Here is a 25,134-nt window from a genome sequence, read left to right on the forward strand (position 1 = left end):
GATCCCGCGACCGCCGCCCGGGCGGCCCGCTCCTAGCGTGGGATCAACCCCACGAAAGGAGCCCCCCCCATGACCACCTTCCAGGTCGACACCGGCCACATCCTCGCGGTCAGCGCCGACGTGACGGCCTCCGCCGAGCGGCTGCGCCACGAGGTCGCCTTCCTCCTCGGCAAGGTGCACGCCCTCGAGGGCACCTGGCAGGGCGGCGCCTCGGCCGGCTTCCAGAGCCTCGTCGCCGAGTGGCACGCCCTGCACTCCCAGGTGGAGCACGCCCTCGAATCCCTCACCCACCGCCTGACGACCGCGGGCACCGGCTACGAGATGGTCGAGGCCGACATGTCCCGCATGTTCCGCTGAGGCCCCGAGACGGCAGAAGGCCCCTCGTCCCGGAGGACGAGGGGCCTTCGTGCGAGGGGCTGGATCAGAAGTCCATGCCACCGGCCTCGGGGCCGGCGGGCGCGGCCGCGGGCTCCGGCTTGTCGGCGACGACCGCCTCGGTCGTGAGGAACAGGCCCGCGATCGACGCGGCGTTCTGCAGCGCCGAGCGGGTGACCTTCGCCGGGTCGATGATGCCGGCCGACAGCATGTCGACGTACTCGCCCGTGGCGGCGTTGAGGCCCTGACCCGAGGGGAGCTCGGCGACCTTCGCCGCGACGACGCCCGGCTCGAGGCCGGCGTTGAGCGCGATCTGCTTGAGCGGAGCCTCGATGCCGACGCGGACGATGCGCGCACCGGTCGCCTCGTCGCCCACGAGCTCGAGCTTCTCGAAGGCCGTGGTCGCGGCCTGCAGCAGCGCCACGCCGCCGCCGGGGACGATGCCCTCCTCGACGGCCGCCTTCGCGTTGCGCACGGCGTCCTCGATGCGGTGCTTGCGCTCCTTCAGCTCGACCTCGGTCGCGGCGCCCGCCTTGATGACGGCCACGCCGCCGGCGAGCTTCGCGAGACGCTCCTGGAGCTTCTCGCGGTCGTAGTCGCTGTCGGTCGCCTCGATCTCGCGACGGATCTGCGTGACCCGACCCTCGATCTGGCCGGCGTCGCCCGCACCCTCGACGATCGTCGTCTCGTCCTTCGTGACGATGACCTTGCGCGCGCGGCCGAGCAGCTCGAGCTCGGTGTTCTCGAGCTTGAGGCCGACCTCCTCGGTGATGACCTGGCCGCCCGTGAGGATCGCGATGTCCTGCAGCTGGGCCTTGCGGCGGTCGCCGAAGCCGGGGGCCTTGACGGCGACCGACTTGAAGATGCCGCGGATCTTGTTGAGCACGAGCGTCGCGAGAGCCTCGCCCTCGACGTCCTCGGCGATGATGACGAGCTCCTTGCCCGACTGGATCACCTTGTCGACGACCGGCAGGAGATCCTTGATGTTCGAGATCTTCTGGTTCGCGATGAGGATGTACGGGTCCTCGAAGACGGCCTCCTGGCGCTCCGGGTCCGTGACGAAGTACGGGTTGAGGTAGCCCTTGTCGAAGCGCATTCCCTCGGTGAGCTCGAGCTCGGTGCCGAAGGCCTGGGCCTCCTCGACCGTGACGACGCCCTCCTTGCCCACCTTGTCGATGGCCTCGGCGATGAGCGCGCCGATCTCGGGGTCGGCAGCCGAGATCGATGCGGTCGCGCCGATCTCCGCCTTCGACTCGATCTCCTTGGCGTTCTCGAGCAGCTCGGCGGTGACGGCCTGGACGGCCTTCTCGATGCCGCGCTTGAGGCTGATCGGGTCGGCGCCGGCCGCGACGTTGCGCAGGCCCTCGCGCACGAGCGCCTGGGCCAGAACGGTCGCGGTCGTCGTGCCGTCGCCGGCGACGTCGTCGGTCTTCTTGGCGACCTCCTTGACGAGCTCCGCGCCGATCTTCTCGTACGGGTCGTCGAGCTCGATCTCCTTGGCGATCGACACACCGTCGTTCGTGATGGTGGGAGCGCCCCACTTCTTCTCGAGCACGACGTTGCGGCCGCGCGGGCCGAGCGTCACCTTGACGGCGTCGGCCAGCGTGTTGAGGCCGCGCTCGAGGCCGCGGCGGGCCTCCTCGTCGAAAGCGATCATCTTTGCCATGTGTTGTCGTCCCTCCCGGACGTAGGCGTGTGGTCTTTAGCACTCAGACGAGCCGAGTGCTAAAAGCATTCTGGCACTCGACCCCCGCGAGTGCAAACCTCCGGGAGGGATCCGGCTCACTCGGCGGGCGCGTCGCACCGATCGAGGCCGACGAGCACCGTGACGCCGTCCGAGTTCACCGACGCGAACTCGGGATCCAGCACGACGCTCTCGATGCCGAGCACCTGCGCGACGCCGCGCGCGGCGGCCTCCTGGTCCTCGGAGATGTAGAAGACGCTCGTCGCGGGGATGTCCCTGTCGTCCACGGCGGTGAGCACGTCGGCGTCCGCCCACCCCTCCGCGTAGAGCTGCTCCTCCATGCCGTCGAGCGTGACCTCGTCCCCGGCGCCGTTGAACAGCAGGACGGGGATCGACGGATCCACGACGGGCTCGACCTCGGCGGGCGCCTCCTGCGTCGGGCGCGAGACGGGGAGCGGCACGTCGTTCTGCGACATGACGATGAAGGCGAGGATCCCGGCGCCCGTGAGCACGGCGACCGCGAGCAGCCACCACAGCAGAGCCACGACCCAGCCGTAGCGGGGGCGCGGCGCGCGGTGCGCGCCGACGCGGTCGGGATCGTGCGGCAGGTCGTCGAAGCGATCGCGCGGGAAGGTGGGCTCGGACATCCGGGACATCGTAACCGGGCGGGCCGACGAGGCGGGCGTCATGTCGCGAGCAGACGCGAGCGGTGCGCGGAGCGCCGCTCGCGCAGCCGCCGCAGCCGCCCGATGAGCAGCGGCTCCGCCGCGAGCGCGTCGGGATCGTCGACGAGCCGGCCGAGCAGCTGGTAGTAGCGGGCGGGCGGAAGGCCGAGGCGCGACCGGATCTCCTCCTCCTTCGCGCCGCTGTACCGGGGCCACTCGGCTTCGAGGGCGAGGATGGCGCGCGCCGTCTCGTCGAGGCCGCCGCGCGGCGCAGATTCTCGGGACTCTCCGGCCTGTCGCTCCATGGCGTCAGGCTAGCCCCGGCGCGCTGGGCGCCCGCCGAGACACGCCCCGATCACACGCGGGCGAGCCACGACCCGAGCGGGTCGGCGGCCGCGATGGGATCGCCGTCGAGCGCGAGCGCGAAGCCGGGCCAGGAGTCGGGATCGATCGGCCGCGTCCACGCGTCGTGCAGCCGCGGGGCGTCGAGCGTGATCCAGCGCGCGTCGAGCGAGCGGATCGTCTCGATGAGGCGCTCGCGACCCGCGCGGGGGATGTGCGGGAGCACGCCGGGAGTGGTGACGACGAGCGTCGCGTCGGAGGGAGCCCGCGACGCGAGCGCCTCCAGCGCTCCCGGCTCCGCGGCGTCCCCCGCGACGAGGTGCGGCGGATCGGCGGCGACGATGTCGAGCGCCGCGGCGATCCGGGCGGCTCTGGCCGTCTCCCCCGGCCAGACGAGGCCCTCGATCCACGCCCGATCGCGCGGATCCGCCGCGTCGCGCGGCTGCGGATCGATGCCGCCCCTCCACACGATCTCCGGGGATCCGGCGGGCGCGGGCTGTCCCCCGCGCAGCTCGCACGCGAGCGTCACGCTGCTCGCCCCGTCCGCGGGGTCGGCCGCCGCGCAGGCGTCGCCCGCGCGGAACCGATACGAGAACCGGTCGGGGAACAGGCACAGCCCTGCCGACGCTCCGACCTCGAGCAGCGCGATCGGACCGGGGATCCGCTCGAGAGCGGCGAGGAGCGCCGCGCAGCGCAGCGGCTCGTTCGTCTGGGTGGTGCGCTCGGCGCACTCGGCGATCACCTCATCGGCGCGCTCCCGCACGAACGCCGCCCAGACGTCGTAGCCCGCGAGCGGGGCGCCGAGCATCCGCGTCACCGCGAACACGACCGGCGGCTGCCGGTGCGGGGAGGCGAGGGGCGCGAGGAGGCGCTGCATCGCGGGATCCTCCGCGACCCCGTGAGCCCACTCCGCGTAGATCGCGCTGCGGCCGGGCGCCTCGTCGCGCGCGAACCGCGCGTACCGCTCGGCGACGTCGCGGCCGGCGGGGAGGGGATCCGTCATGCCCCCCATTCAACCCGAGCCCCGCCCTCCCCCGCGGACGTATCCTGAGGCCATGGGTTACGAGGTGGAGAGGTCCGAGGACGAGTGGCGCGCCGAGCTGACGCCCGAGCAGTACGCGGTGCTGCGCGAGGCGGGCACGGAGCGGGCCTGGACGGGCGACCTCCTCGACGAGCACCGCGCGGGGCTCTACACCTGCGCCGCGTGCGGCGCGGAGCTCTTCCGCAGCGGCACGAAGTTCGACTCGCACTGCGGATGGCCGAGCTTCTACGAGTCGGTGCGCCCCGAGGCGGTCGAGCTGCTCGACGACGACAGCCTCGGGATGCGGCGCACCGAGGTGCGGTGCGCCCGGTGCGGGTCGCACCTCGGCCACGTGTTCCCCGACGGCTTCGGCACGCCCACGGGGGATCGCTACTGCATGAACTCGCTCTCGCTCGACTTCGCGCCCGAGGAGAGCTGACCGCGCCGCGTCAGGAGCGGGGACGCGGGACCACGAGCGGCGTGCCGGTGAGCGGATCCTCGATCACGAGGCACGCGAGTTCGAAGACCTCCTCGACGAGGTCGGCCGTGAGCACGTCGCGCGGCGCCCCCTCCGCGACGACGCGGCCGTCCTTCATCGCGATGAGGTGCGTCGCGTAGCGGGCGGCGTGGGCGAGATCGTGCAGCACGGCGACGATCGTCCGCCCGTCGCGGTGCAGGGCCGAGAGGAGGTCCATGAGGTCGTACTGGTGCGCGATGTCGAGATACGTCGTGGGCTCGTCGAGCAGCAGGATCGACGTCTCCTGCGCGAGGGCCATCGCCGTCCACACCCGCTGCCGCTGACCGCCGGACAGCTCGTGCACGCCGCGGGCCGCGAAGTCGGAGAGGTGCGTCGCGGCCATGGCCTCCGCGACCGCCTCCTCGTCGCGGGCCGTCCACTGGCGGATCAGCCCCTGGTGGGGGAAGCGTCCGCGCGCGACGAGGTCGCGCACCGAGATGCCCTCGGGCGCGATCGACGTCTGCGGCAGCAGCCCGACCGCCCGGGCGAACTCCTTCGGACGGTACGACGCGAGCACCTTGCCGTCGAGCACGGCCTCCCCCGCCGACGGGGCGAGCAGCCGCGAGAGACCCCGCAGGAGCGTGGACTTGCCGCACGCGTTCGGGCCGATGATCGCGGTGGACGAGCGGTCGGGGATCCCGACGGACAGGTCTCGGGAGATGACGCGTCCGTCGTATCCCAGGGTCGCGCCGCGGGTCCGCAGCCGGGCGGGTTCGGTCACGAGGTCCTCCTCGATCGGGTGACGAGAGTGGCGATGAGGTAGATGCCGCCGACGACGATCGTGGATCGTGACCATGCCGACGGGCACGGCGGCGGGGAGCGCGTGCTGCGCGACGACGTCCGCGGCCAGCAGCAGGAACGCCCCCACGAGCGCGCTGCCCGCCAGGGGGATGCCCGGGCCGCCGAACAGCCGACGGGCGACCTGCGGGGCGGCGAGCGAGACGAACACGATGGGCCCCGCGCTCGCCGTGACGAGGGCCGTGAGGGCGACGCCAACGACGAGCAGGAGGATCCGCGCCGCCTCGACGCGCACGCCGTGCGCCTTCGCGGCGTCGTCGCCGAGCTCCAGCTGGCGCAGCGACGGCGCGAGCGCCGCCAACGCGACGACGCAGACGAGCACCGCGACGGCGACGGGGATCACCTCGCCCCACGTGACGAGCGAGATGGATCCCGCCTGCCAGATCGACGCCGACATCGCCACCTCGGTCTCGGCGCGCAGGATGATGAAGCGGTTGACGGCCGTGAGCACCCCGAGTGGGAGGGGCTCACGGTCAGCTCTGCGACGCGCACGAGCGAGGGCGGGGGCGCGTACATCGAGGGCACGGAGCGCGTCGACCTGCTGACCCGCTTCGGCTTCGTGCAGAACCCCGCGATCGCCGACATGGAGACGGACGCGCTGGGCTTCTCGGTCGCGCTCTCGAACGAGCAGCTCGACGCCCTCGACGCCGACCTCATCGTCGCGTTCCCGATCTACATCGAGACGACCGAGATCACGGACGACCCGCTGTGGAACGCGATCCCCGCCGTCGAGGACGGCCGCGCGATCGTCATCGACGGCGACCTGTCGAGCGCCTACTCGCTCAGCACGGTCGGCGCGCAGGAGTACGCGATCGACAACCTCGTGCCCCTCATCGAGGAGGCGCTGGCCGACTGACGCGCCCGCGCCGTCGCGCGCCCCGGGGAGACCGCTCCCCGGGGCGCGCGGCGTCTCAGCGCCGGCGCCGCCAGAGCGTCGCGGCCACGCCGCCGAGCGCGAGCGCCGCCATCGCGATCGTGCGCCACGGCGGGGTCGGGACGTCGGGGATCCAGATGAGGTCGTACGCGATCGACGAGGTGATGAGCCCGAGCACGGATCCGACCGTCATCACGAGCACCCCGGTGCGGGGCGTGAGCGTCGCCGAGGTGAAGATGTAGATCACGCCGAGCAGGCCGCCGGCGTAGGTCCAGGGCTCAGTCGGGAACGACGTCGGCCATCCGTTCGCGAGGACGCTCCCGGCGGCCACGACGGCGAGCAGGACGGTGCCGCCCGCGAAGCTCGCGGTCGTCGCGGCGAGCGCCGATCCGACCCGCTGCCGCAGGCGGCCGTTGACCGCCGTCTGCCAGGCGACTCCCGCGCCGACCGCGAACGGCAGCGCGAGCATCCACCACGGGACGCTCGCGAGCGCGTCGCCTCCGAGCGAGACGACCACCGCGGCGAGCACGAGGAGCGCGCCGACGAGCCGTGGGGCGGTGACGGGCGCGACGCCCGCCGGGCCGACGCCCATCCGGTCGAGCACGAGGCCGCCGACCGTCTGCCCGGCGACCATGCCGACCGAGAACAGCGCGACGCCGATCGCCCCCACGGTGAGGCCCTGGGTCGTGACGGTGAAGGCCCCCGCGGCGCCTCCGCAGAGCATCCACCAGGGGATCCGGTCGGGTGCGCCGCGGCGGACGCCCTCGCGCAGGCGCCGCAGCCCCTGCCGCCCGGCCGGCAGCAGCGCCGACAGCGCGGCGACGATGACGAGGCCGGAGCCGAACGAGATGACGGCCGCGAGGAAGGCGTCGTCGAGCCCCGCGCCGAGGTCGCCGTTGAGGCGCGCCTGCAGGGCGGTGAGCGCTCCGACGAGGTAGGCGCCGATGACGCCGACCGCGAGGCCAGCCCGGCCTCTGCTCGGGATTCCCATGACCGTATGAGGATACGAGCAGAGAGGACGCTCTTGCGCATCCATCGAACATCTGTTCGAATCTTCTCATGAGATGGAGCGGTCAGAGCGTCACGGATCCCCCGAGCGAGGACGGAGCCCTGCCGGGCATGGAGCTCGCGGCGGTCGCGGCGATGCCCGGCCATCTGCGCACCGTGCGGCCGCCCGAGTTCCGCGGCGTCGCCTTCCACGAGGTGCTCGCGAAGAGCGCCCTCAACCGGGTGCCGGAGACCTCGGCGATGCCCTTCTCGCACACCGTCAACCCGTACCGGGGGTGCTCCCACGCCTGCGTCTACTGCTTCGCCCGCGGATCCCATCGCTATCTCGACTTCGACGCGGGGCGCGACTTCGACGCCGAGATCGTCGTCAAGGTCAACGTCGCGGAGGTGCTGCGACGCGAGCTCGCGCGTCCGGCGTGGACGCGGGAGCACGTGGCGCTCGGCACGAACACCGATCCGTATCAGCGCGCGGAGGGCCGGTATCGCCTGATGCCCGGGATCATCGAGGCGCTCGCCGACAGCGGAACGCCCTTCTCGATCCTCACGAAGGGCAGCCTCCTGCGCCGCGACCTGCCGCTTCTCGCCCGCGCACGCGAGCAGGTCGATGTCGATCTCGCGATGTCGATCGCGATCGGCGACCACGCGCTCCAGCAGTCGATCGAGCCGGGAACGCCGAGCACCGCCGCGCGGCTGCAGACGATCGCGGCGGCTCGCGATGCGGGCTTCGCGCCCCGGGTGTTCGTGATGCCGATCCTCCCCCACCTCACCGATGCGACGCCCCAGCTCGCGCGGCTGCTGGAGGGGATCCGCGACGCCGGCGCGCAGTCGGTGGTCTTCGGCGCTCTCCACCTGCGCGCCTTCGTGAAGCCCTGGTTCTTCTCCTGGCTGCGCGAGCACCGCCCCGACCTCGTTCCCGCCTACCGCGACCTCTACCCGGGGTCGACCGCGAGCGCGCCCGTCGCCTATCGCCGCGAGCTGGCCGCGCGCGTCCGCCCCCTGCTGCGCCGCCTCGGCCTCGACGACCGCCCCACTCGGTCGACGCCTCGCCGGGCGCTCGTCGCGGACGCCGAACCGGCGCCCGCGCCGATGCTGTTCTGAGCGGCCCGGTCGTCGCCGTGCGCGACAGGGCGCGCCCTCGCCCAGACGCGGGGAGCACGCGCCGGCGAGGACCTCGGACTCCTCCTGTGGCCGGCGCCTCCCGCAGGCGCGGCGAGCACGCGCCCGCCCAGACCCCGACGACGACCGTCCCTCGGTATCGTGGCCGGGGATGACGTCCTCTCCGCTTCTGCCGATCGACGACCTCGAACGCCTCTGCGATCGCGCCGTGCGCGGATCCGGCGGCTCCCCGGAGGTGGCGCGGGTGCTCGCGGCCGCGACCGTCGCGGCGGAGCGACGCGGCAGGCCCGCGGTCGGCGCCGCGCACCTGCTCGACTACCTCGATGCGCTCCGCGCGGGCCGGCTGAACGGCGATCCCCGCCCCTCCGTCGCCCGGACGCGCTCGGCGATCGTCACCGCGGACGCCGACGAGGGCCCGGCCCAGCTCGCCTTCGAGATGCTGCTGCCCGACCTCGCGGAAGCGGCGATCGACTGCGGCGTCGCGGTCGCCTCGGTGCGCAGTGCGTACGCCGCCGGCGAGCTCGGAGACTACGCCGTGCGGCTCGCGGAGCGCGGCTTCGTCTCGCTCGCGTGCGCGAACTCCTCGCCGCTCATGGCGCTCTCCGGGGCGCGCTCAGCGGTCGCGGGCACGAACCCGCTCGCCTTCGGCCTGCCGCTCCCCTCCGGCCCTCGCGCGTTCGACCAGGCGGCGAGCGCGACCGCGTGGGTGCGGGTGCGCGACGCCGCCCGGCGCGGCGAGCAGATCCCGGAGGGGTGGGCGCTCGACGCCGACGGCGAGCAGACGACCGACGCCGACGCGGCCCTCGCGGGCGCCCTGCTGCCGTTCGGCGGGCCGAAGGGATCCAACATCGCGGTCATGATCGAGATGCTCGCGGCGCTGTCGGGCGGATCCTTCTCGCTCGACGCCCCTCCCTTCGACCGGGGCGAGGAGTCGCCCCGCCTCGGGCTGTTCCTGATCGCCGTGGATCCGGGCGCGCTCGACGACGACTATCCCCGGCGGGCGGAGGAGCACCTCGCGCGCCTCGAGACCGAGCACGGCGTGCGGTTCGCCCGGAGGCGCGAGCCCGTTGCGGAGGTCCGGCTGGATCCGCGGGTGCACGCGGCGCTCGTGGATGCCGCGCGCCGAGCCGAGGAGGAGCAATGAGAGCGACTCGCATGCTGCAGACGATCGACACGCACGTCGAGGGGCTGCCCGTGCGCATCGTCACGGGCGGCGCGCCGCCGATCCCGGGCGAGACGATGGACGAGCGACGCGCGTGGTTCTCCGCGCACTCCGACGACCTGCGCACGCTCCTCATGTGCGAGCCGCGAGGATCCGCCTGGATGTCGGGCGCGATCCTCCAGCCCCCGACGCGCCCCGACGCCGACTGGGGCGTGCTGTTCATCGAGGTGACGGGCGTGCTGCCGATGTGCGGAGCGGGCACGATCGCCGTCGCGACCGCGCTCGTCGAGGCCGGCATGGTTCCCGTCGCGGAGCCCGTCACGACGATCCGCCTGGACGCGCCCATCGGTCTCATCACGGCCGAGGTGCGGGTGCGGGACGGCCGCGCCGAGGAGGTCACGATCGCGAACGTCGCCTCGTACGCGCACGCGCTCGACGCCGAGCTCGAGGTGCCGGGCTTCGGCCGGCTGCGCGTCGACATCGGCTTCGGAGGAAACTTCTACGCGTTCGCCGACCTCGACGACCTCGGGATCCCTTTCCGCCGCGACGCATCGGAGCGGATCCTCGCCGCGGGGCGCGACATCATGGCGGCGGTGAACGCGCAGATGCGCCCCGTGCATCCGACCACGGGCTACGCGGGATGCGAGCACGTCGTGCTGCTGGCGCCCGGATCCGACGAGCGCCGCACCCGGCATGCGCTCATCAACGCGCCGGGCTGGCTCGACCGCTCCCCCGGCGGCACCGGGACGAGCGCGCGGCTGGCGGTGCTGCACGCACGCGGCCGGATGGGAGCGGGAGACGCCCTCGTCAACGAGTCGTTCATCGGCACGACCTTCACGGGGCGCATCGCCTCGGAGACCGACGTGGCCGGTCGCCCCGCCGTCGTCCCCGCGATCACCGGCCGGGCGTGGATCACCGCGACGACGCAGCAGATGCTCGACCCGACCGATCCGTTCCCCGCCGGGTTCTCCCTCTGATCCGGGCGAGCGCCCGGGATCAGCCGTCGGCGCTCTGCGGGGGAAGCGCCGCGATGATCGGGTGGTCCTTGGGGATCACGCCCATCTTGGCGGCGCCGCCGGGAGATCCAAGATCGTCGAAGAACTCGACGTTGGCCTTGTAGTAGTCCTGCCACTCATCAGGCAGATCGTCCTCGTAGTAGATCGCCTCGACCGGGCACACCGGCTCGCACGCCCCGCAGTCCACGCACTCATCCGGATGGATGTACAGGCTGCGCTCGCCCTCGTAGATGCAGTCGACCGGACACTCATCGATGCACGCGCGGTCCTTCACATCGACGCACGGCAGCGCGATCACATAGGTCACGGCGTCTCCTCTCCGAGCGAGATCGTAAGACCTCAACCGCTGTTGAGGTCAAGCGGAGGAGGCCTCAGGAGGCTGCGGAACGGATCCACTCGCGCAGGTCTTCCCGCACGGCGTCGGGGACCGCGCGGCGCCCATTCGGCGCGAAGAGCACCGAGAGCACCACCGTCGCCTCGGAGACACTGCTGGCCACCGCGATGGTCTTCAGGTCGAGATTCGCCTCGTGGAGCTTCGCGAGGGAGCTGCGGCGTTCGTCGGAGAGGAGCTCCGCCTCACGGAACTCGGGAACGGGCACACGCATCTGGAGGATCCGCAGCGCGAGCGCGTGAGCGACCACCGCCGCATCCGTCGCCACCGAGGCCGCGATGTCCTCCAGTCCGACGCCCAGCTCGAACAGCTCCAGTGCGAGGAGCTCGCGTCCCCACGACGGGATCTTCGAACCGGTCTCGTCATCCGAGCTCGTCGCACGGGGAGAACGCTCCGGGGAAGGGGCCGCCGGGTGGGAGCTGACAGGCCCGGGAGGCGTGGACACGGTCGGCGCCGTCGACGCCGGGCTGTCGGGAGCCACCGGCGCACTCGTCTCGTGCGGCGCCGGGACAGACGGTGCAGCCGCGGGACGCTTCGGCACCGCGGTCGGGAGCGGCGGCCGGGTGGGGATCCTCGACGCGGGATCCGCCGGGGGCGCGCTGCGCGGTGCTGCCGACTCCGGCGACGGACGCGGCGCCTCCACAGGCTGCGGGCGAGGGTCGGCGGGCGGAGCGCTCCGCTCTGCGGGACAGAAAGGGTCCGCGGCGGGCGGCGCCGTCGCCTGTTCGCTCACGCCCTCGACGTGCTGCGTCTCCACGAGCCGGCCCGGGTTCTCTCCGCGCTGCCGGATGAGCTCTCGGGCGCGGGGCTCGCTCTCTGCGATGCCGCCGATGCGACGCATCGTCCCGTCGCGATCCTGCGACTCGAACAGGAACAGCTGCCGCATCCGCGTCTCCTCCGCATACAACCGACTCGATGAAGGATATCGCCTCATAGGATTGCGACGTGGAAACGGCCTTCATCGTCATCGACCGCCAGAGGAACCGCCTCGGCATCACCCGAGCGCAGAAGGGGAAGCCGGGGCTCCTCGTCTGGGAGGACGGCGAGGTAGCTGAGAACGATTCGGCCGCGGACGCGCTGGTCTCGGTGCGGCCGAACAGCCTCGAGCTTCTGCGATTGGTCTACCCCGCCCGCATCGACCAAGCGGAGAGCGACTCCGAGGCGGCCTTCGATGTGCTTCTCGCCGCCATCAGCTCTCCGGCACGAGAGCCGATGGCGCAGAAGCGGATCGCCGACGCACTCACCCAGCGAGCAGGTGTGCCCGCGAAAAAGAGCGCGCCGATCCTCGAGAACGCACTCCCCCTCGCCGAGGCGAGCCCGGATGTCGAGATTCGCGCGAAGAAGAGCACGCGCGTCTTCAGTCTGGCGCCCGGAAAGTCACCCGTCCTCCGCGCGCCCGGGTGGTCGGAGAGATATGAGCGCCTGGTGCGAATCCTGACCGACCGCGAGGCCGACAAACCGGATGAAGGCGCCCCCACGCAAGACAGCGAGCGGGACGCGAAGGCGCAGCGCGGCACGCTTCCCCCAGCCCAGATCTCGAGTCCGGATCGTTCGACGCCCGAGTCCAAGAAGAGCACAGCGAAGGCTAGCCGCGCCAAGGTGGGCGATGCCGCTCACCTCGACGACGCTCCTGTGAATCCGCAGACTCCGCGCATCGAGCCGACTCTCGTCGAGCGAGTCGAGCGGGCGTTCGAGGATCCTTCCTCCCTCGCCCCAAAGGAGCGCACGTCGCTGAACGCCGAGGTGACCGCGCGACTCCGCGAGGATCCGCCCCTCCAGACGCTCCCGCTCCTGCGATATGCGCTGGGCAAGGCCACCGTGAAGCTCCGTGAGACCGCGATTCGCGTGCTCCGGAGCATCGTCGCCGACGACGACGCTCCGGGCCTGCTCACGGCACTCGACGAGGTCCGCGCGCTGGTCGGTTCCCTGCCCTGGTCGCCGGAGCGCGTGGCGCTCCTCGGCTCGCTGGTCCGTCCGCCGATCGCCGATGCACTCGACGCGGCGTGGCTCGAGGGCCTCGGCATCGAGGAGATCCTCGATCTCGAGCAGGCGGGGATCGAGCGCCTCACCGGAGCCCCTGCCTGGCGAGATGAGATCTCGAGCCGCTGCGCGTCCGCTCTCGACGACGCGACGCAGAGGCGCCGGGTGTTCCGTCTGCTCGCCTCGCCGGCGGTGACGGCTTTCGCCCCCGAGGAAGCGGGCCGACGCGCCTTCGCCCACGTGCACGCACACGATGCTCAGCTGCGCACGTGGGTCCACGGTCTCGCGCCGCAGGCGGAGGAGCCCGCGGCGCAGGAGGAGCCGACGCCCGCCGCGCCTTCGGACGACGACGCGGAGAAGCAGATCGCCGCTCAATCCGAGATCATCGCGCAGCTGACGGAGCGGCTGTCGGCGACCGCGTCCGAGCTGGCCGATCTGCAGAGCACGGCTGCCCAGGTGCGAGGGAGCGCGCTCGCACAGGCGTCGCGCGACGCGTACCGTGCGCTGGCCCGTGTGCTCGCGACTCTGGATGAGCTCGCCGGTCAGGTGAGCGCCGATCAGCTCGTTGGGAGGGCGAGGCAGCTGGCTGCGCGAAGCGGCGTCCTGCCGGTCGGGGAGAGCGGCGAGACCGTCGCGTTCGACCCGGCTCTCCATGAAGCCCCGGGGGATCGTCCCGATGACGGCGATCCTGTGTTCGTCGGACGTCCCGGGTATGTGTGGACGCAGGACGGAGACACCGCCGTTCTCGTGAAGACCCTCGTGTCGAAAGGCTGATCCATGGCCGCCGCCATCCGCGGGGTCGACTTCGGAACGTCGACCTCCCTCCTCTCCGTCTCCAGTCCGCTCGGCGCCGAGCTGATCCCCCTCGGCGCGCAGGAGCAGTGGATGCCCTCCATCGCCGGTGGGACGCGGAACCGATGGCTCGTCGGCGATGACGCCGCGACCCTGCCGGAGAACTCCCTCATCCGCTCGGTGAAGCGCGCGATCACTCTGCGAGAGCAGGCCGCGATCTACCACAACGGAGACCACCCGGTCGTCGTGGACGCCGATGACGTGATCGCCGACCTCTTCCGGACGATCTCGCAGCGCGCCGCCTCCGAGTTCGAGTCGGTGACGGACCGCGATGCCACGGTCCGCCTCGGGTGCCCCGCCATGTGGGACGGAGATCAGCGGAGGCGTCTCCTCGACGCGGCGCAGTCCGCGGGGCTGAACGTCGACGACACGACGCTCATCGACGAGCCGATCGCCGCGGGCATCGCGTGGGTGAACGATCGTCTGCGGCGTCGGGAGCCCACCCGCGGGAAGGTCCTCATCTACGACATGGGCGGCGGCACACTCGACATCGCGGTCCTGGACGTCGATGCTTCTCCCGGTCACCCGGCCACTGTGTCCGTCCAGTCCGCACATGGCACCGACGTCGCAGGTGACGCCGTCGACGAGGAGTTCGCGAAGACGATCCGCGGCAAGCTCGTGCAGGAGGGCGTCTCCACGCGGGAGCTCGACGCGCACCCCGATCTCGCGGCGTGGCTCGTCCGCGCGGCACGAGAGGCGAAGGTCGAGCTCTCCTCCTCCGAATCGGCTCTCGTGCCGATCCCCTATCCCGGGCTCCGGCTCCCCGTCGTCGAGGTGCGCCGTTCCGAGTTCGAACAGAAGTTCCAGCGTCTCCTCGAACGCAGCATGCAGGAGGTGTGGGCTGTCGCTCGAGCCGCGCTCGTCACGCAGAGCGCGGAGGACGGCTCCTCCATGACACCCCAGTCGGCCCGCAGCCTCGCTGAGGCGGAGCTGGCGAGAGGAATCCGCTACGTGCTTCTCGCCGGAGGAATGTCGCGCGTCCCCATGATCACGCGTGCCTTCCACGAGTGGTTCCGTCCCGAGCAGATCCATACCGACAGGAACCCCGAGACGCTGATCGCGCGCGGTCTCGGCGCGGATCGGGCATACGACAGCCTCAACCTCCACAGGCCCGGCTTCTCGCTCGTCCTCAGCTGGCTCGGCGATTCCGGTCAGGAGCACGAGGAGACGCTCTACCCCGCCTACACACCGTTCTACAACCGGGCCAAAGCGCTCACCCAGAGCACCCTCGCCTTCACCTACGACTTCGCGCGCAGCCGCGCAGCGCATCCTCGTTCCGGGCAGGGGCGCATCACCGCCCGCGCCGTGACCGGCGAGGACATCCCCTTCGAGCTCGACGGGGCGCACGTGCCGGGCCTGCCCTACCGCTTCGGCTACTCCGACAGCCCCGTCATCCGGATCAGACCGACGGGCGAGGTGCTCGTGCGCGACGAAGGCGGGTATGTGCAGCGTGTCTACATCGATCGCTGGCCCGTGATCCAGGGGCGCGGCGCCGAGGCCGCGGCCATCCATGTGAGCACCCGCAAGCCGGAGCCGAAGCCCCGCACGTGGTGGTACGACCAGTCCGGCGACTGACGCTCACGTCGGTCCCCGCACGGCACGCGAGACCGCGTTCATCATGTCGCTCTCCTGCACGGCCCCCTGTGTCATCACGGCATCCTTGACGCGGTTCTTGCTCTCAAGCAGACGACCGAGGAGCACATCGAACGAGTCGAAGTGCGGGTGGATCGACGCAGGCAGGTAGACGCTGACATCCCGGGTCTGACCGATCCGATACGCGCGATCCGTCGCCTGAGCCTCCTTGGCAGGGTTCCAGTGGCGTTCCAGATGGACCACGTGGTTCGCTCCGACGACCGTCAGCCCCACCCCCGCCGCGATCGGCGACATGATGATCACGTCGAATCCCTCGGACTGCTCGAACGACTCGATCAGCTGCCTGCGCGAGGTCCCGTCGCTGTTCGACGTCGCGGCCGTGTCGCCATTGATGACGTGGGGGCGGATGCCGAACTCGAATGAGCACCAGAGCGCGAAGAGGAGCTGCGCCTCTCGCGACAGGATGAACACGATCGCCTTCTCGCCGCGCTCGCGCACCCGGTGCAGCACCGTCATCGCCGCGATCGCCTTCGCGGACATCGCGACCTGCTCGCTGGATTCTCGGAGCGATGAGGGCCGCGCCGCATGCCTCTCCCCGATGTCGAGCAGCGGGTGCAGAGATGCCAGTCGGAGCCGCTGAAGCGTCGCGAGCGCCGTGGCGCCGTTCTCGCGCATCGCCGCGATCCGTGCGTCGTACTCAGCCCGCTGCGCGTGCGGCATCAGCGGGCCGAGCGCCGGGTCGTGGATCCGGTCTTCTGCGACATGCACGGGTGCCGCGCCCGAGAAGACCGTCTTCCGAGGCAGTCCCTCGAGGTGGTCCTCTTTATCCCGCCTCAGCATGAAGCGCCCGACCGCGCGGCGCAGCTGCCGCCCGATCGCCAGACGCTCCTCCTCTCCGGTCGCGTCGCGGATCGGCACGACGAACGTCTCCCGGAAGTCGGACCAGCTCCCGAGCAGACCCGGCTGCGCCGTGTCGACGAGGCACCAGAACTCCGCCAGGCTGTTCTCGACGGGCGTCCCCGTCATCAGAAGACGGAAGTCGGCGCGAAGCGCCTTCGCAGCGCGGGCCCTCGATGTGGTCGACGTCTTGATCGCCTGCGCCTCGTCGAAGACCGCCAGTCCCCAGTCGACCTGCGACAGAGAGATCTGGTAGTCGCGCAGCGTCTCGTACGTCGTGAGCACGAGCCGCCCTGGCGCATCGAGCCGGGAGGATCCGTACTCGGGGCCGACGCGAAGCGACGTGCGCAGCAGGGCCGCGTCGACCTTCCCGTCCTCGTCGAGCGCTGCGGACTCCTGCAGCGTCTCTCTCCCCCTGCCCCGCATCCGGAAGCGCGGAAGGTCGCGGCTGCTCTGGAGCACCACGACCTCCTCGAATGGCGGGTCCGAGAAGGTCTTGCGGATCTCGTCCTCCCAGTTCTCGATGAGGCTGAGCGGCGCGACGATGAGCATCGGCTTGATCCGCTCCCCTGATTCCTCCACGTCGCGCCTCAGCTCCGCGGCGGCGACGAGCGTCATGAAGGTCTTCCCGAGGCCCATGTCGTCGGCGAGCAGCGCTCCCTGCAGGCGGTGCATCTCCGTCCTGTCCCCGCGCCGGGCTGCGCACATAAGGCCGACCATCCATTCGATTCCCTCCCGCTGGTGAGGGAAGGGCCGGCGGCGCAGCCTGTCATACGCCGGCTCACGGGGCACGAGGGCGCGCTCAGCGAGATCACGGAGGGGGCCCGCGGCATTCCCTGCCTCGCGAATCAGGAACCCGACCTGCTCCTTCCCGGTCGCCGTGGGCGTGGCGCCGGGCGGAGAGGCGATGCCGTCCGGCTGCTCGGCGATTCTCTGACGCGCCTCGGACAGCGCCCTCGCAACGGCCTCAGGCGACCCGATGTCCACGAGGACCTCATCGAACCGGATCGCATCGGCTCCGTCCGCCCGGGCCGCGGCGATGAGGCGCTCCGCCTCATCGAGATCCTCCGTCGTGCGGATCATCGAGACCAGCAGCGATGCCGGAGAGACGGCCTGCTCCTTCGCGAACCAGTCCAGTCCGCCCTCCGCCTCGATCCCGAAGTCGACGTGCTCGATCCGTCCGATGCCTTCGACGCGCACGGAGAATCCGAGGTCGAGGTTCACGAGCGCCCCGTCGAGGAAGGCGCTCGGTGCCTTCATGAACAGCGGCACGCTCTCCGGCGCGATCCGCCGGTTCTTCAGGATCTCGTGAGCGGCGGCCATCTGCCGCTCCTCGAGCAGAATCAGCTTGGTGCCCACGCGCACCACTCCCTGGCTCCGCTCCGCTGTCTGCCCCCATCGCGGTTCGAGGTCGTCGGGGTCGATACCGGGAACCGTCGGGGAGAGCGTCAGCCCGCCGTCAGCATCCGGACGCGCTCGGATGCCGATCGTCTCCGGCGTCACGGTCTCGAAGCCACCTCTGTCGAAGTACGCGAGGTCTATGTCCAGGCCCTCTGAGCGAGCGTGCTGGAGGTCGGCTACGAGGCGCACATTCGCCTCCGGCGTCCGCGCCTCAGCAGCGAGCGCCTCGTGCGCCTCGATGGCGATCAGCGCGTCGAGCTGCTCTGCCGAGACGAGGTGAGCCGCTGATCCGATCGTCAGGATCGCGCCGTATCGGCGCACGGGAGCGAGGCTTCCGTCGTCGGTCCTCGCCAGGAGGGTGACGCCGAAGCGGCTCTGGCTCGTCGTTCCCTCCACTCGCGCTTCGAAGCTCCCGCACCAGCGGTCCGGCAGGGCGAACAGCTCGCGGAACGCCTCGTCGAGACGCGCAGCGAAGCGGGTGGGGATGAGGAATCCGCTGCCCGTCTCACCCGCGGCTCCCGACTCGGTCAGCATGCGAAGCGCGATGAGCTGGGCCGTGGCGAGGTTCGGCTCAGCTCTCCGCTCGAGACGCCGCAGCGCCTCTCGGCCGATGACGAGATCGATGCCGTCGTCTGCGGTCGTGATCTGGAACCCCTCCGGCTCCTCTTCGGCAGCCCTCGAGCGGTCGCCGAGCACTGTTCTCACGAGGTCACGAAGCCCCATCGTTCTCCCCTTCCAGCGGCAGCGGGTCGACCCGTTCGGAACGGACGACGGGGATTCCGTGGTTCCGCAGCCGCACGTAGTCCTCCGTGGTGAGCACGAGCTGCGACGCGATGCGGATCCCGGCCTCCGCCAGGAACCGGAGCAGCCGCTCCTGCCAGAATCCGCGATGCGAGATCTCGCTGTGGCCGGCCGTCGCGGCGTCCGGACGGGCGGCCTCCCAGCGTTCCGCGAAGTCCTCCGGCATGTCCTTCGTGACGCTCTCGTAGACGAAGCGACGCTCGGTGGAGGCGATGATCCTGCGCGACGGCGTGCCCAGATAGACGTGCAGGGGCATGTTGTGGGTGCCTTCGATGAGGTGGAAGGCTCCGCAGTCGAGATAGATGAGCGCGGAGTCCCGCTTCCCGTTGCCCTGCAGGTTCGCCAGCGACGCATGCATCGACGTCGGGAGCTTGCTCTTCATCTCCTCCCGGACACGCGACCCCACGATCAGGCGACTGCGGCGCACGATGCCCTCCCGCTCGAGAAGACCTTCGAGGAGCGTCTGGCGCGGAGGGTACAGACGCCTCATCGACTCGTGACCGCTCGTCTCCGCGTACTCCCGCAGCGCTTCAAGGAACGCGCGAAGGTCGGTCCGCGCCATCCACGCGATGACCTCGTCGATGCGGTCCCGCCCGAGCGGCTGCCACCAGATCGCGTGCGCGTCGCTGTGCCGCAGGCGAGGATCGCCCGCAACAGCGAGGACGGCATCGCGCCAGACCTCGCCGGGGTCCTGGTCGGTCTCCCTCGCCCGGTCGATGAGGATCTCGAGGGCGGCGTGGCCGAGGAGACGCCCCGCGTGCGGCGCATCGATCGTCTCCCGCTCCCGCAGCCGCGCCAGAGCCGGCCCCTCATGACCGAACGGGAGACGCCGCAGCTCCTCCAGGTAGAGCTCGTCGTCCAGAGCATCCATGAAGCGGCCGCCGCGAGCGGCCTCCAGACGGGCGCGCCGGATCGCTTCCCCCGGCGCGATGGCCTCATCCCAGATCGCAGACGCGAATCGACGCGGCCCCTCTCTCGACCACAGCAGTGCTCGGCCCGGGGTCGTCTCGTGCTGCGCGAGGAGCTCGGACAGCTCGTCGAGGAGCTGGCCGCGTCGTTCCTCGCCGAAGAGCGGTTCGACCGCGTCGAGGCCGTCGAAGCGCTCGAGGAACACCTGCGCGAGCATCGGGAGCGCGACCGCCGGCATCCGCCTCATCTGACGCAGATCGCCGACGAGCGCCGCGGAGAGACCCCGTTCGCTGTCGTCCATCCCCGCGCGGCCCCAGATCGACGCGAGTGCGATGACATAGCGCTTGTCGCGGATCAGCGCGCGCGCCTCGTGGCATCTCCCGGCGGCGAAGAGACGCCGGAGTTCGTCGGCGCGGTCGCCGATGAGAGCCTGCGTCACATGAGTCGCCCGCCCACCCGCCCGCGTCGAGAGCCCCGCCCACGAGCGGATCGTCTCCTCCTCCCAGTCCGGGGAGATGTGCGCCACCGGCGGCACGAAATCGACGGACATCGTCAGTCCGTCTCGCCGTCTCGGTACGCGTCGAGGATGCCCTCGAGCTCGTCGCTCGTCGGGGCGACGACCGTGATGCGGATGTCGATCCGGCGGTTCGGCGGATGGTCGACCGCACCCGCGGGCGTTCCCTCCACCGGACGCGTGTCCGCGTACCCCGAGACCGAGAAGAGGGGACGACCCGATGCGTTGGTCAGCGCGTCGAGGGACTCCGCGTCGGGCAGCCCGCTCTCCCACAGCTGCCACAGCGCGATGGCGCGGTCGGTCGACAGCCGCCAATTCCCTCCCGGCTGATCGTACGGCACGCCGTCGGTGTGGCCCTCGACGAACACCGTGTCGAGATGTGCGGCGCGCTCCTGGTCGTTCATGACCTGACTGAGGGCCTGCCCGATCCGCAGCGCCGTCTCCTCGTTCGCGTCGGGGATGTCCGCCGAGCCCGACGCGAATCCCAGCGCCGAGATGGGGATGCTCAGCACGGAGGAGTCGGCGTTGAGCACCACCTCGATCCCGCTGGCGACCAGCGAGTCCCGCACCTCCCCCAGCATCTGCGCGCGCGAGACCTCGCTGTCGCTGAGGGATCGGACCTGCGCGCTGAACTGGCGCTCCTGCTCCTGCTGCGTCTCCAGGATGGCCGCGACCTCGCTCTGGCGCTGCATGAGCTGCAGCATGAGAGCGGCGGCGGCGAGGATGAAGATCACCAGCAGCCCGGACATCATGTCCGAGAACGAGATCCAGTACGAGGGCTCCTCGTCTGGGGCCGCCGCGCGCCGACGCGAGAAGGTCCTCACTCAGGCCTCCCGAAGCCCTGCGGAAGCGGAGGCCGCGGGGGCACCGGCGGCTGCAGGGTCGCGACGGCGGCGGCCGGCGCGGGCTCTGCGACCGGTGCAGCAGGGAGCCCTGCCTCCGCAGCACGACGCGGAAGGCGGTCGTCGATCTCCCCGATCACCTGCTCCAGCGTCTGCGCGACGGTGAGCATCTTCCCCGCGTAGTCACGGCTGTGCTCATCCCACACGCCCATCCGGTGCTCGACCTGCCTCTCCACCGCTGAGGAGTAGGCAGCGAGCCATTCCGACGTCTGCTTCTCGAGGTCCGACACCAGCGACGACAGCTGCTCGGAGGTCGCACGCACCGCGCTGTCGATCTGCTGCCCGAAGTCGGTCTGCTGGGCGGTCAGCGCCGTCATCTGGTCACCAACGTCCTTCTGCGCCTCGCCGATGAGCGTCGCCGAAACGGAGATGACCTCCTGGAGCTCTGCTGCTCGAGCGGACGTCGTCTCGAAGAGGTCGATCTGCCGCTGGGCTCGTCCCTGCACGTCGACGATGACACCCAGTGCGGCATTCAGCACCTCGCGCACCTTCTCGGCGGCCGCGTCCAGCCGCTCATGCGACTCCTTCGCCGCCTCCGCGCCTCCGGCGAGATGGCGTGCCGTCTCCTCGGTCAGATCGCGCAGCTGATCGGCGGTCTCGCGGTGCGCGACGCGGACTTCCTCCAGCGTCTGCGTCACCGCGGAGACCGCTATGCTCAGCTCGGCCGCAGCTTGGCTGAGCGCCTTCGCCTGCTGCTCGCCGAGCCTGCTGAACGACTCCGCGAAGCGGTTCACGAGCACCTCGAACACCGTCTCGGACTGCTGGGTCGTCCGCTCCACGAGCTTTTCGATGGCGGGGCCGAGAGAGTCGGTGATCGCCCCGTGCAGGGAGCTCTCGATGCGGGAGGTCACCTGGTCGAGCCCCACCTGGAGTCTGTCTCCGATGCGCTCGTCGAGCTGTCGGAGCGACTGGTCGGCTTCGTGCGCCGACCGGCGGATGTCGACGAGCGCGGATTCGGGTGTGATGCGCAGGAGCGCGCCATCGATGTCGGCCTGGAGCTCCTGGATCTTCGCGAGCACCTTGCGCTCGTCACTCTTCTCGGCGACGTTCACCAGGATGCTCGTGAGGACTCCCCACACCGAGGTCGCGAAGGCGATCGCCGCCGACTCGATGAGATGCTCGATGCCGGTGAGCAGGTCGTTCTCGTCACCCACGCGCAACCCGGAGAGACCGAGCACGAGCCCCAGGAAGGTGCCGAGCACGCCGAGTGCCGTCAGGAGTCCGGGAGCGGCGACGAGGAGACGGTTCTGCGAGAGGCCCCCGGCGAGCGAGCGTTCGTTGAAGAAGAAGTCGGCCTCGACCGTGTTGCGCAGCCGGCCGTCGTCCCCGCGGACGAGGGTCTCGCAGAACTCCCCCCAGAGCTTTCCCGCGGTCTTCTCGGCTTCGGATGCCTCGTCAGTCGGCGGCGCGGGCGCGGCGGATCCGCCGTTTCCGAGGCTGTCTGCGAGCCGGCCCACCGCGGCGATCCGCGCCTCGGCATCTCGCCGATATCGCCGCAGCGCGACGAACGACCAGCACATGACCGCGATGATGACGACGATGAAGGCCAACGTCAGCCCGTCGGACCAGCTCGTCGGCGGGAAGGGGAACAGCACCCGGAGGATGCCGATCAGGTTGTCCATGCTTGTTCGTCTTTCATCGTTCGCACCGAACGGTCTCGCTCGCGGGTGCCCCAGGGCGCCCGGACGAGGCCGTGCCCGCTCCTCGACGCGCCTGCTGCGCGCAGGCTCTCGCGCTCGGGCGCCTCAGCAGACGAACCCGCGCGCCTCAGGTGTCGATGACGGCGTCAGACCAATATAGTGCTCGCCTCCGACACACCGCCGATCACGAGCGCCCCGTCTCACACCCGGCGGTAGGCCGACACCAGCGGGCAGTCGAACGGGTCGCGCGCGGCGAGGCCGACGCGATTGAGGTAGTCGATGACGATGAGATACGAGCGGCCGATCGACGTCTCCGTGTAGGGCACGTCGTTCGCCGCGCAGAACTCGCGGACGATCTCGCGCGCCTGAGCGAGATGGGGCCGCGCCATGCTCGGGAACAGGTGGTGCTCCACCTGGTAGTTGAGGCCGCCCATGAGCCAGGTGGCCCACCAGCCGCCGCGGATGTTGCGCGAGGTGCGCACCTGCTTGGAGAAGAAGTCGAGCTTCGCGTCGGGCGCGATGACGGGCATCCCCTTGTGATTGGGAGCGAACGAGGCCCCCATGTAGACCCCGAACACGGCGAGCATCACGCCGAGGAAGGCGAAAGCCTTGCCGAGGGGCAGGAAGACGAAGATCGGCGTCAACACGAGGGCGAAGCGCGCCGTGAGCATGCCGAGCTCGGCCCAGCGGCCCTTCACCGGCCCGCGGGAGAGGAGGTGCTGGATGCTGAGGCGGTGCAGGTTGAGGCCCTCGAGGGTCAGCAGCGGGAAGAACAGCCACCCCTGGTGACGGGTGATGAGCCGGCGCAGGCCCCGCGCTTCGGCCGCGTCCTCGTCGAGGAAGGAGATCGTGTCGACCTCGATGTCCGGATCCTTGCCGACGCGGTTGGGGTTGGCGTGGTGACGGCTGTGCTTGGAGTCCCACCACGAATAGCTCATGCCGACGACCGCGCCGGCGAGCCACCGCGCGAGGCGGTCGTTCGCCGGGCCGGACGCGAGGATCTGGCGGTGCGCGGCCTCGTGCGCGAGGAACGCGACCTGGGTGAAGAGGATCCCGAGCGCGCCCGCGATGAGCAGCTGGAACCAGCTGTCGCCGAGCAGCACGAATCCGGTGATAGCCCCGCCGAATCCGACCGCGATCGCGGTGCCGACGAGGGCGTAGAACCACGGCGCGCGCCGCAGGAGGCCCGTCTCGCGGACGACCTGGGACACCTGCGCGTAGGCGCGGCCGATGGGCGGGAAGTCCTCCTTGCGGGCGTAGGTCTGGCGCACGGCGCCGAGCCGGCCGGAGGATTCGAGGGAGGTCGTGGACACGAGCGGCACCCGTCTGTCTGCCGGTCGCCCGTCGGCACCGGGATGAAGCCAGAGGCGGCTGCCCATCGCTTCTCCGCACGCTACGGGGCCGCGTATGTCGCGGCGCGCATACGTCAGGCCGAGCGCTCGCGCTCCGCAGGCGACGCGCCGTCCGGATGACGCGAACACACGCTGGTTCGTGCTGCGAAGGTGCCTTCGCAGCATCCTGACGCGCGGATCCGGGGATCCGGGAACGAGCGCGCCCCGGCGCGAGAGGGACTCGCGCCGGGGCGGGGCGGTGCCGGCTGAGGGGTTCGAACCCACGACCCCCGCTTTACAAGAGCGGTGCTCTGCCAACTGAGCTAAGCCGGCTCGGCCCGGAGGCCGCGAGACGAGCCTACTCGTCGTCGGCGGGGGCGTCGGTCTGCTCCGGCTCCGCCGTCTCCTCCGGGCTCGGCTCGGGCGTCGGCGTGCTGTAGTACTCCTCGCTCGAGACCGTGAGCACGAACTGCGCGAACTCGGCGGGGTCGTCGGGCACGCCCTCGTAGGGCACGCCGTTCACGAGCACGAGGAAGGACCCCGTCATCGCGACGCCGTCGGTGCCGGGCAGGGATCCCTCCAGCGCGCGGTCGGTGGCGTCCGCGACCCACGGCGCGAACTCGCGCGTCTCGATGCAGTCGCTCACCGCGTCGATCTGCGCGACATCGGCGTCCTTCGCGATCGAGATGATCTTCTCGTCGGTGTGCCCCTCGCTCTCGAGCTCGGGCTGCTGGTCGAGGATCGCGTGGTTGAACGCGACGAACGACTCCGGCGCGTAGTCGGCCGCGCACACGACCGCGGCCGCCGCGCGGGTCGAGTACTGCGTGCCGTTGGACTGCCCCGACAGCAGCGACAGCGGGTGGTAGGCGAGATCGATCGCGCCCTCCTCGACCCAGCTGAGGAGCTGCTCGGAGTTCTCGCGCTCGAACAGCCCGGCGTCGGCGTCGAGGTAGTCGGCGTAGACCTCGACGCGGATCGGATCCTGCTCCGCGTCGGTCTCTGGCAGCTCCTCGCCTCCGGCGGCGAGGATGGTGCGCACGTCGATGCCGTCGCCCGTGACGTTCTCGGGCACGACGACCTCCCGCTCCAGCTCGGGCTGCACCGTGCGCCACACAGCCCATGCCGCCGCCGCGACCGCGGCGACGATGAGGATCGTGATCGTCGCGCGCTTCGCGATCTTCCGGCGGCGGATGCGCGCGGTGACCACCTGGGCCTTCTCGCGCACGGCGTCGCGGCGTCCCGCCCCCTGGGGCGCGTCGTCATTCGTCATGGTGGGATCTCCTCGCATCGCTCGTGTGCGACTGCAACCCTCCGATGGTAGTGAGGTGCGCTGAGAAACACCCCG

At 71.1% G+C, this 25,134-nt stretch carries 22 protein-coding genes, 1 tRNA gene and 1 pseudogene; 8 read left to right on the top strand and 16 right to left on the bottom strand.

Annotated features, from left to right (window positions below; all coding sequences use genetic code 11):
• Nucleotides 1-69: 69 nt before the first annotated feature.
• On the top strand, nt 70-357 hold the full coding sequence (locus tag NHL53_RS03465; RefSeq protein WP_433775193.1) for a WXG100 family type VII secretion target: 288 nt from the start codon (nt 70-72) through the stop codon (nt 355-357).
• A 64-nt stretch (nt 358-421) separates the two neighbouring features.
• Here NHL53_RS03465 and groL read toward each other — a convergent pair whose 3' ends face one another.
• The 4 genes from groL to NHL53_RS03485 all read right to left on the bottom strand — a co-directional run bounded on the left by groL (nt 422) and on the right by NHL53_RS03485 (nt 4,069).
• Nucleotides 422-2,041: a chaperonin GroEL gene (groL, locus tag NHL53_RS03470; protein ID WP_433775195.1), complete on the bottom strand. Its 1,620-nt coding sequence runs from the start codon at nt 2,039-2,041 to the stop codon at nt 422-424.
• A gap of 116 nt (nt 2,042-2,157) precedes the next feature.
• Nucleotides 2,158-2,706: a LytR C-terminal domain-containing protein gene (locus tag NHL53_RS03475; RefSeq protein ID WP_433775197.1), complete on the bottom strand. Its 549-nt coding sequence runs from the start codon at nt 2,704-2,706 to the stop codon at nt 2,158-2,160.
• Between the two features lie 38 nt (nt 2,707-2,744).
• Nucleotides 2,745-3,029, bottom strand: a complete 285-nt coding sequence (locus tag NHL53_RS03480) for a DUF3263 domain-containing protein (RefSeq protein ID WP_433775199.1) — start codon at nt 3,027-3,029, stop codon at nt 2,745-2,747.
• A 50-nt stretch (nt 3,030-3,079) separates the two neighbouring features.
• Nucleotides 3,080-4,069 carry a DUF2332 family protein gene (locus NHL53_RS03485; RefSeq protein ID WP_433775201.1) on the bottom strand — a complete coding sequence of 330 codons (990 nt, stop codon included), beginning with the start codon at nt 4,067-4,069 and terminating at the stop codon, nt 3,080-3,082.
• 52 nt (nt 4,070-4,121) lie between these two features.
• Here NHL53_RS03485 and msrB point away from each other — a divergent pair, with 52 nt between their 5' ends.
• Nucleotides 4,122-4,526 carry a peptide-methionine (R)-S-oxide reductase MsrB gene (msrB, locus tag NHL53_RS03490; RefSeq protein ID WP_433775202.1) on the top strand — a complete coding sequence of 135 codons (405 nt, stop codon included), beginning with the start codon at nt 4,122-4,124 and terminating at the stop codon, nt 4,524-4,526.
• A gap of 10 nt (nt 4,527-4,536) precedes the next feature.
• On the opposite strand, the gene NHL53_RS03495 is transcribed toward msrB, so the two are convergent.
• Nucleotides 4,537-5,325, bottom strand: a complete 789-nt coding sequence (locus NHL53_RS03495; RefSeq protein ID WP_433775317.1) for an ABC transporter ATP-binding protein — start codon at nt 5,323-5,325, stop codon at nt 4,537-4,539.
• Nucleotides 5,326-5,451: 126 nt separating this feature from the next.
• A pseudogene (locus tag NHL53_RS03500) lies at nt 5,452-5,799 on the bottom strand (iron chelate uptake ABC transporter family permease subunit); the annotation flags it as partial.
• Between the two features lie 162 nt (nt 5,800-5,961).
• On the opposite strand from NHL53_RS03500, the gene NHL53_RS03505 reads away from it, so the two are divergent.
• A complete protein-coding gene (locus NHL53_RS03505) occupies nt 5,962-6,258 on the top strand; it encodes a hypothetical protein (RefSeq protein ID WP_433775204.1) in 297 nt (98 codons plus the stop codon).
• Nucleotides 6,259-6,313: 55 nt separating this feature from the next.
• On the opposite strand, the gene NHL53_RS03510 is transcribed toward NHL53_RS03505, so the two are convergent.
• The gene (locus NHL53_RS03510) at nt 6,314-7,267 is read right to left on the bottom strand and encodes a DMT family transporter (protein WP_433775206.1); all 954 of its coding nucleotides are present in this window, start codon (nt 7,265-7,267) and stop codon (nt 6,314-6,316) included.
• A 68-nt stretch (nt 7,268-7,335) separates the two neighbouring features.
• Here NHL53_RS03510 and NHL53_RS03515 point away from each other — a divergent pair, with 68 nt between their 5' ends.
• The 3 genes from NHL53_RS03515 to NHL53_RS03525 all read left to right on the top strand — a co-directional run bounded on the left by NHL53_RS03515 (nt 7,336) and on the right by NHL53_RS03525 (nt 10,539).
• Nucleotides 7,336-8,382, top strand: coding sequence for an Rv2578c family radical SAM protein (locus tag NHL53_RS03515; RefSeq protein WP_433775209.1), 1,047 nt, complete (start codon nt 7,336-7,338; stop codon nt 8,380-8,382).
• 169 nt (nt 8,383-8,551) lie between these two features.
• The gene (locus NHL53_RS03520) at nt 8,552-9,544 is read left to right on the top strand and encodes an Ldh family oxidoreductase (RefSeq protein ID WP_433775211.1); all 993 of its coding nucleotides are present in this window, start codon (nt 8,552-8,554) and stop codon (nt 9,542-9,544) included.
• Complete coding sequence (locus tag NHL53_RS03525) at nt 9,541-10,539, top strand: proline racemase family protein (RefSeq protein ID WP_433775213.1); 999 nt, start codon at nt 9,541-9,543, stop codon at nt 10,537-10,539. The genes NHL53_RS03520 and NHL53_RS03525 overlap by 4 nt, the downstream gene beginning before the upstream one ends.
• A 19-nt stretch (nt 10,540-10,558) precedes the next feature.
• Here NHL53_RS03525 and fdxA read toward each other — a convergent pair whose 3' ends face one another.
• Together fdxA and NHL53_RS03535 are read right to left on the bottom strand one after the other, a co-directional pair.
• Complete coding sequence (fdxA, locus tag NHL53_RS03530) at nt 10,559-10,885, bottom strand: ferredoxin (protein ID WP_433775215.1); 327 nt, start codon at nt 10,883-10,885, stop codon at nt 10,559-10,561.
• Between the two features lie 64 nt (nt 10,886-10,949).
• The gene (locus NHL53_RS03535) at nt 10,950-11,450 is read right to left on the bottom strand and encodes a hypothetical protein (RefSeq protein ID WP_433775217.1); all 501 of its coding nucleotides are present in this window, start codon (nt 11,448-11,450) and stop codon (nt 10,950-10,952) included.
• Between the two features lie 464 nt (nt 11,451-11,914).
• Here NHL53_RS03535 and NHL53_RS03540 point away from each other — a divergent pair, with 464 nt between their 5' ends.
• On the top strand, nt 11,915-13,723 hold the full coding sequence (locus tag NHL53_RS03540) for a hypothetical protein (RefSeq protein WP_433775219.1): 1,809 nt from the start codon (nt 11,915-11,917) through the stop codon (nt 13,721-13,723).
• Between the two features lie 3 nt (nt 13,724-13,726).
• Nucleotides 13,727-15,376 carry an Hsp70 family protein gene (locus tag NHL53_RS03545; protein WP_433775221.1) on the top strand — a complete coding sequence of 550 codons (1,650 nt, stop codon included), beginning with the start codon at nt 13,727-13,729 and terminating at the stop codon, nt 15,374-15,376.
• A gap of 3 nt (nt 15,377-15,379) precedes the next feature.
• Here NHL53_RS03545 and NHL53_RS03550 read toward each other — a convergent pair whose 3' ends face one another.
• From NHL53_RS03550 to NHL53_RS03580, 7 genes are all read right to left on the bottom strand, one after another.
• On the bottom strand, nt 15,380-18,415 hold the full coding sequence (locus NHL53_RS03550; protein WP_433775224.1) for a DEAD/DEAH box helicase: 3,036 nt from the start codon (nt 18,413-18,415) through the stop codon (nt 15,380-15,382).
• The gene (locus tag NHL53_RS03555; protein ID WP_433775226.1) at nt 18,402-19,952 is read right to left on the bottom strand and encodes an EH signature domain-containing protein; all 1,551 of its coding nucleotides are present in this window, start codon (nt 19,950-19,952) and stop codon (nt 18,402-18,404) included. Before NHL53_RS03555 ends, NHL53_RS03550 begins: the two co-directional genes overlap by 14 nt.
• A gap of 2 nt (nt 19,953-19,954) precedes the next feature.
• Nucleotides 19,955-20,740, bottom strand: a complete 786-nt coding sequence (locus NHL53_RS03560; RefSeq protein ID WP_433775229.1) for an OmpA/MotB family protein — start codon at nt 20,738-20,740, stop codon at nt 19,955-19,957.
• Complete coding sequence (gene zorA / locus NHL53_RS03565; RefSeq protein WP_433775231.1) at nt 20,737-22,440, bottom strand: anti-phage ZorAB system protein ZorA; 1,704 nt, start codon at nt 22,438-22,440, stop codon at nt 20,737-20,739. Before zorA ends, NHL53_RS03560 begins: the two co-directional genes overlap by 4 nt.
• A 218-nt stretch (nt 22,441-22,658) precedes the next feature.
• The gene (locus NHL53_RS03570; protein ID WP_433775233.1) at nt 22,659-23,771 is read right to left on the bottom strand and encodes a fatty acid desaturase family protein; all 1,113 of its coding nucleotides are present in this window, start codon (nt 23,769-23,771) and stop codon (nt 22,659-22,661) included.
• Nucleotides 23,772-24,049: 278 nt separating this feature from the next.
• A tRNA-Thr gene (locus tag NHL53_RS03575) sits at nt 24,050-24,122 on the bottom strand.
• A gap of 25 nt (nt 24,123-24,147) precedes the next feature.
• The gene (locus NHL53_RS03580) at nt 24,148-25,059 is read right to left on the bottom strand and encodes a DsbA family protein (RefSeq protein WP_433775235.1); all 912 of its coding nucleotides are present in this window, start codon (nt 25,057-25,059) and stop codon (nt 24,148-24,150) included.
• Nucleotides 25,060-25,134: the final 75 nt, after the last annotated feature.

Source organism: Microbacterium sp. gxy059 (genome assembly GCF_050958665.1).
Taxonomy (GTDB): Bacteria; Actinomycetota; Actinomycetes; order Actinomycetales; family Microbacteriaceae; genus Microbacterium.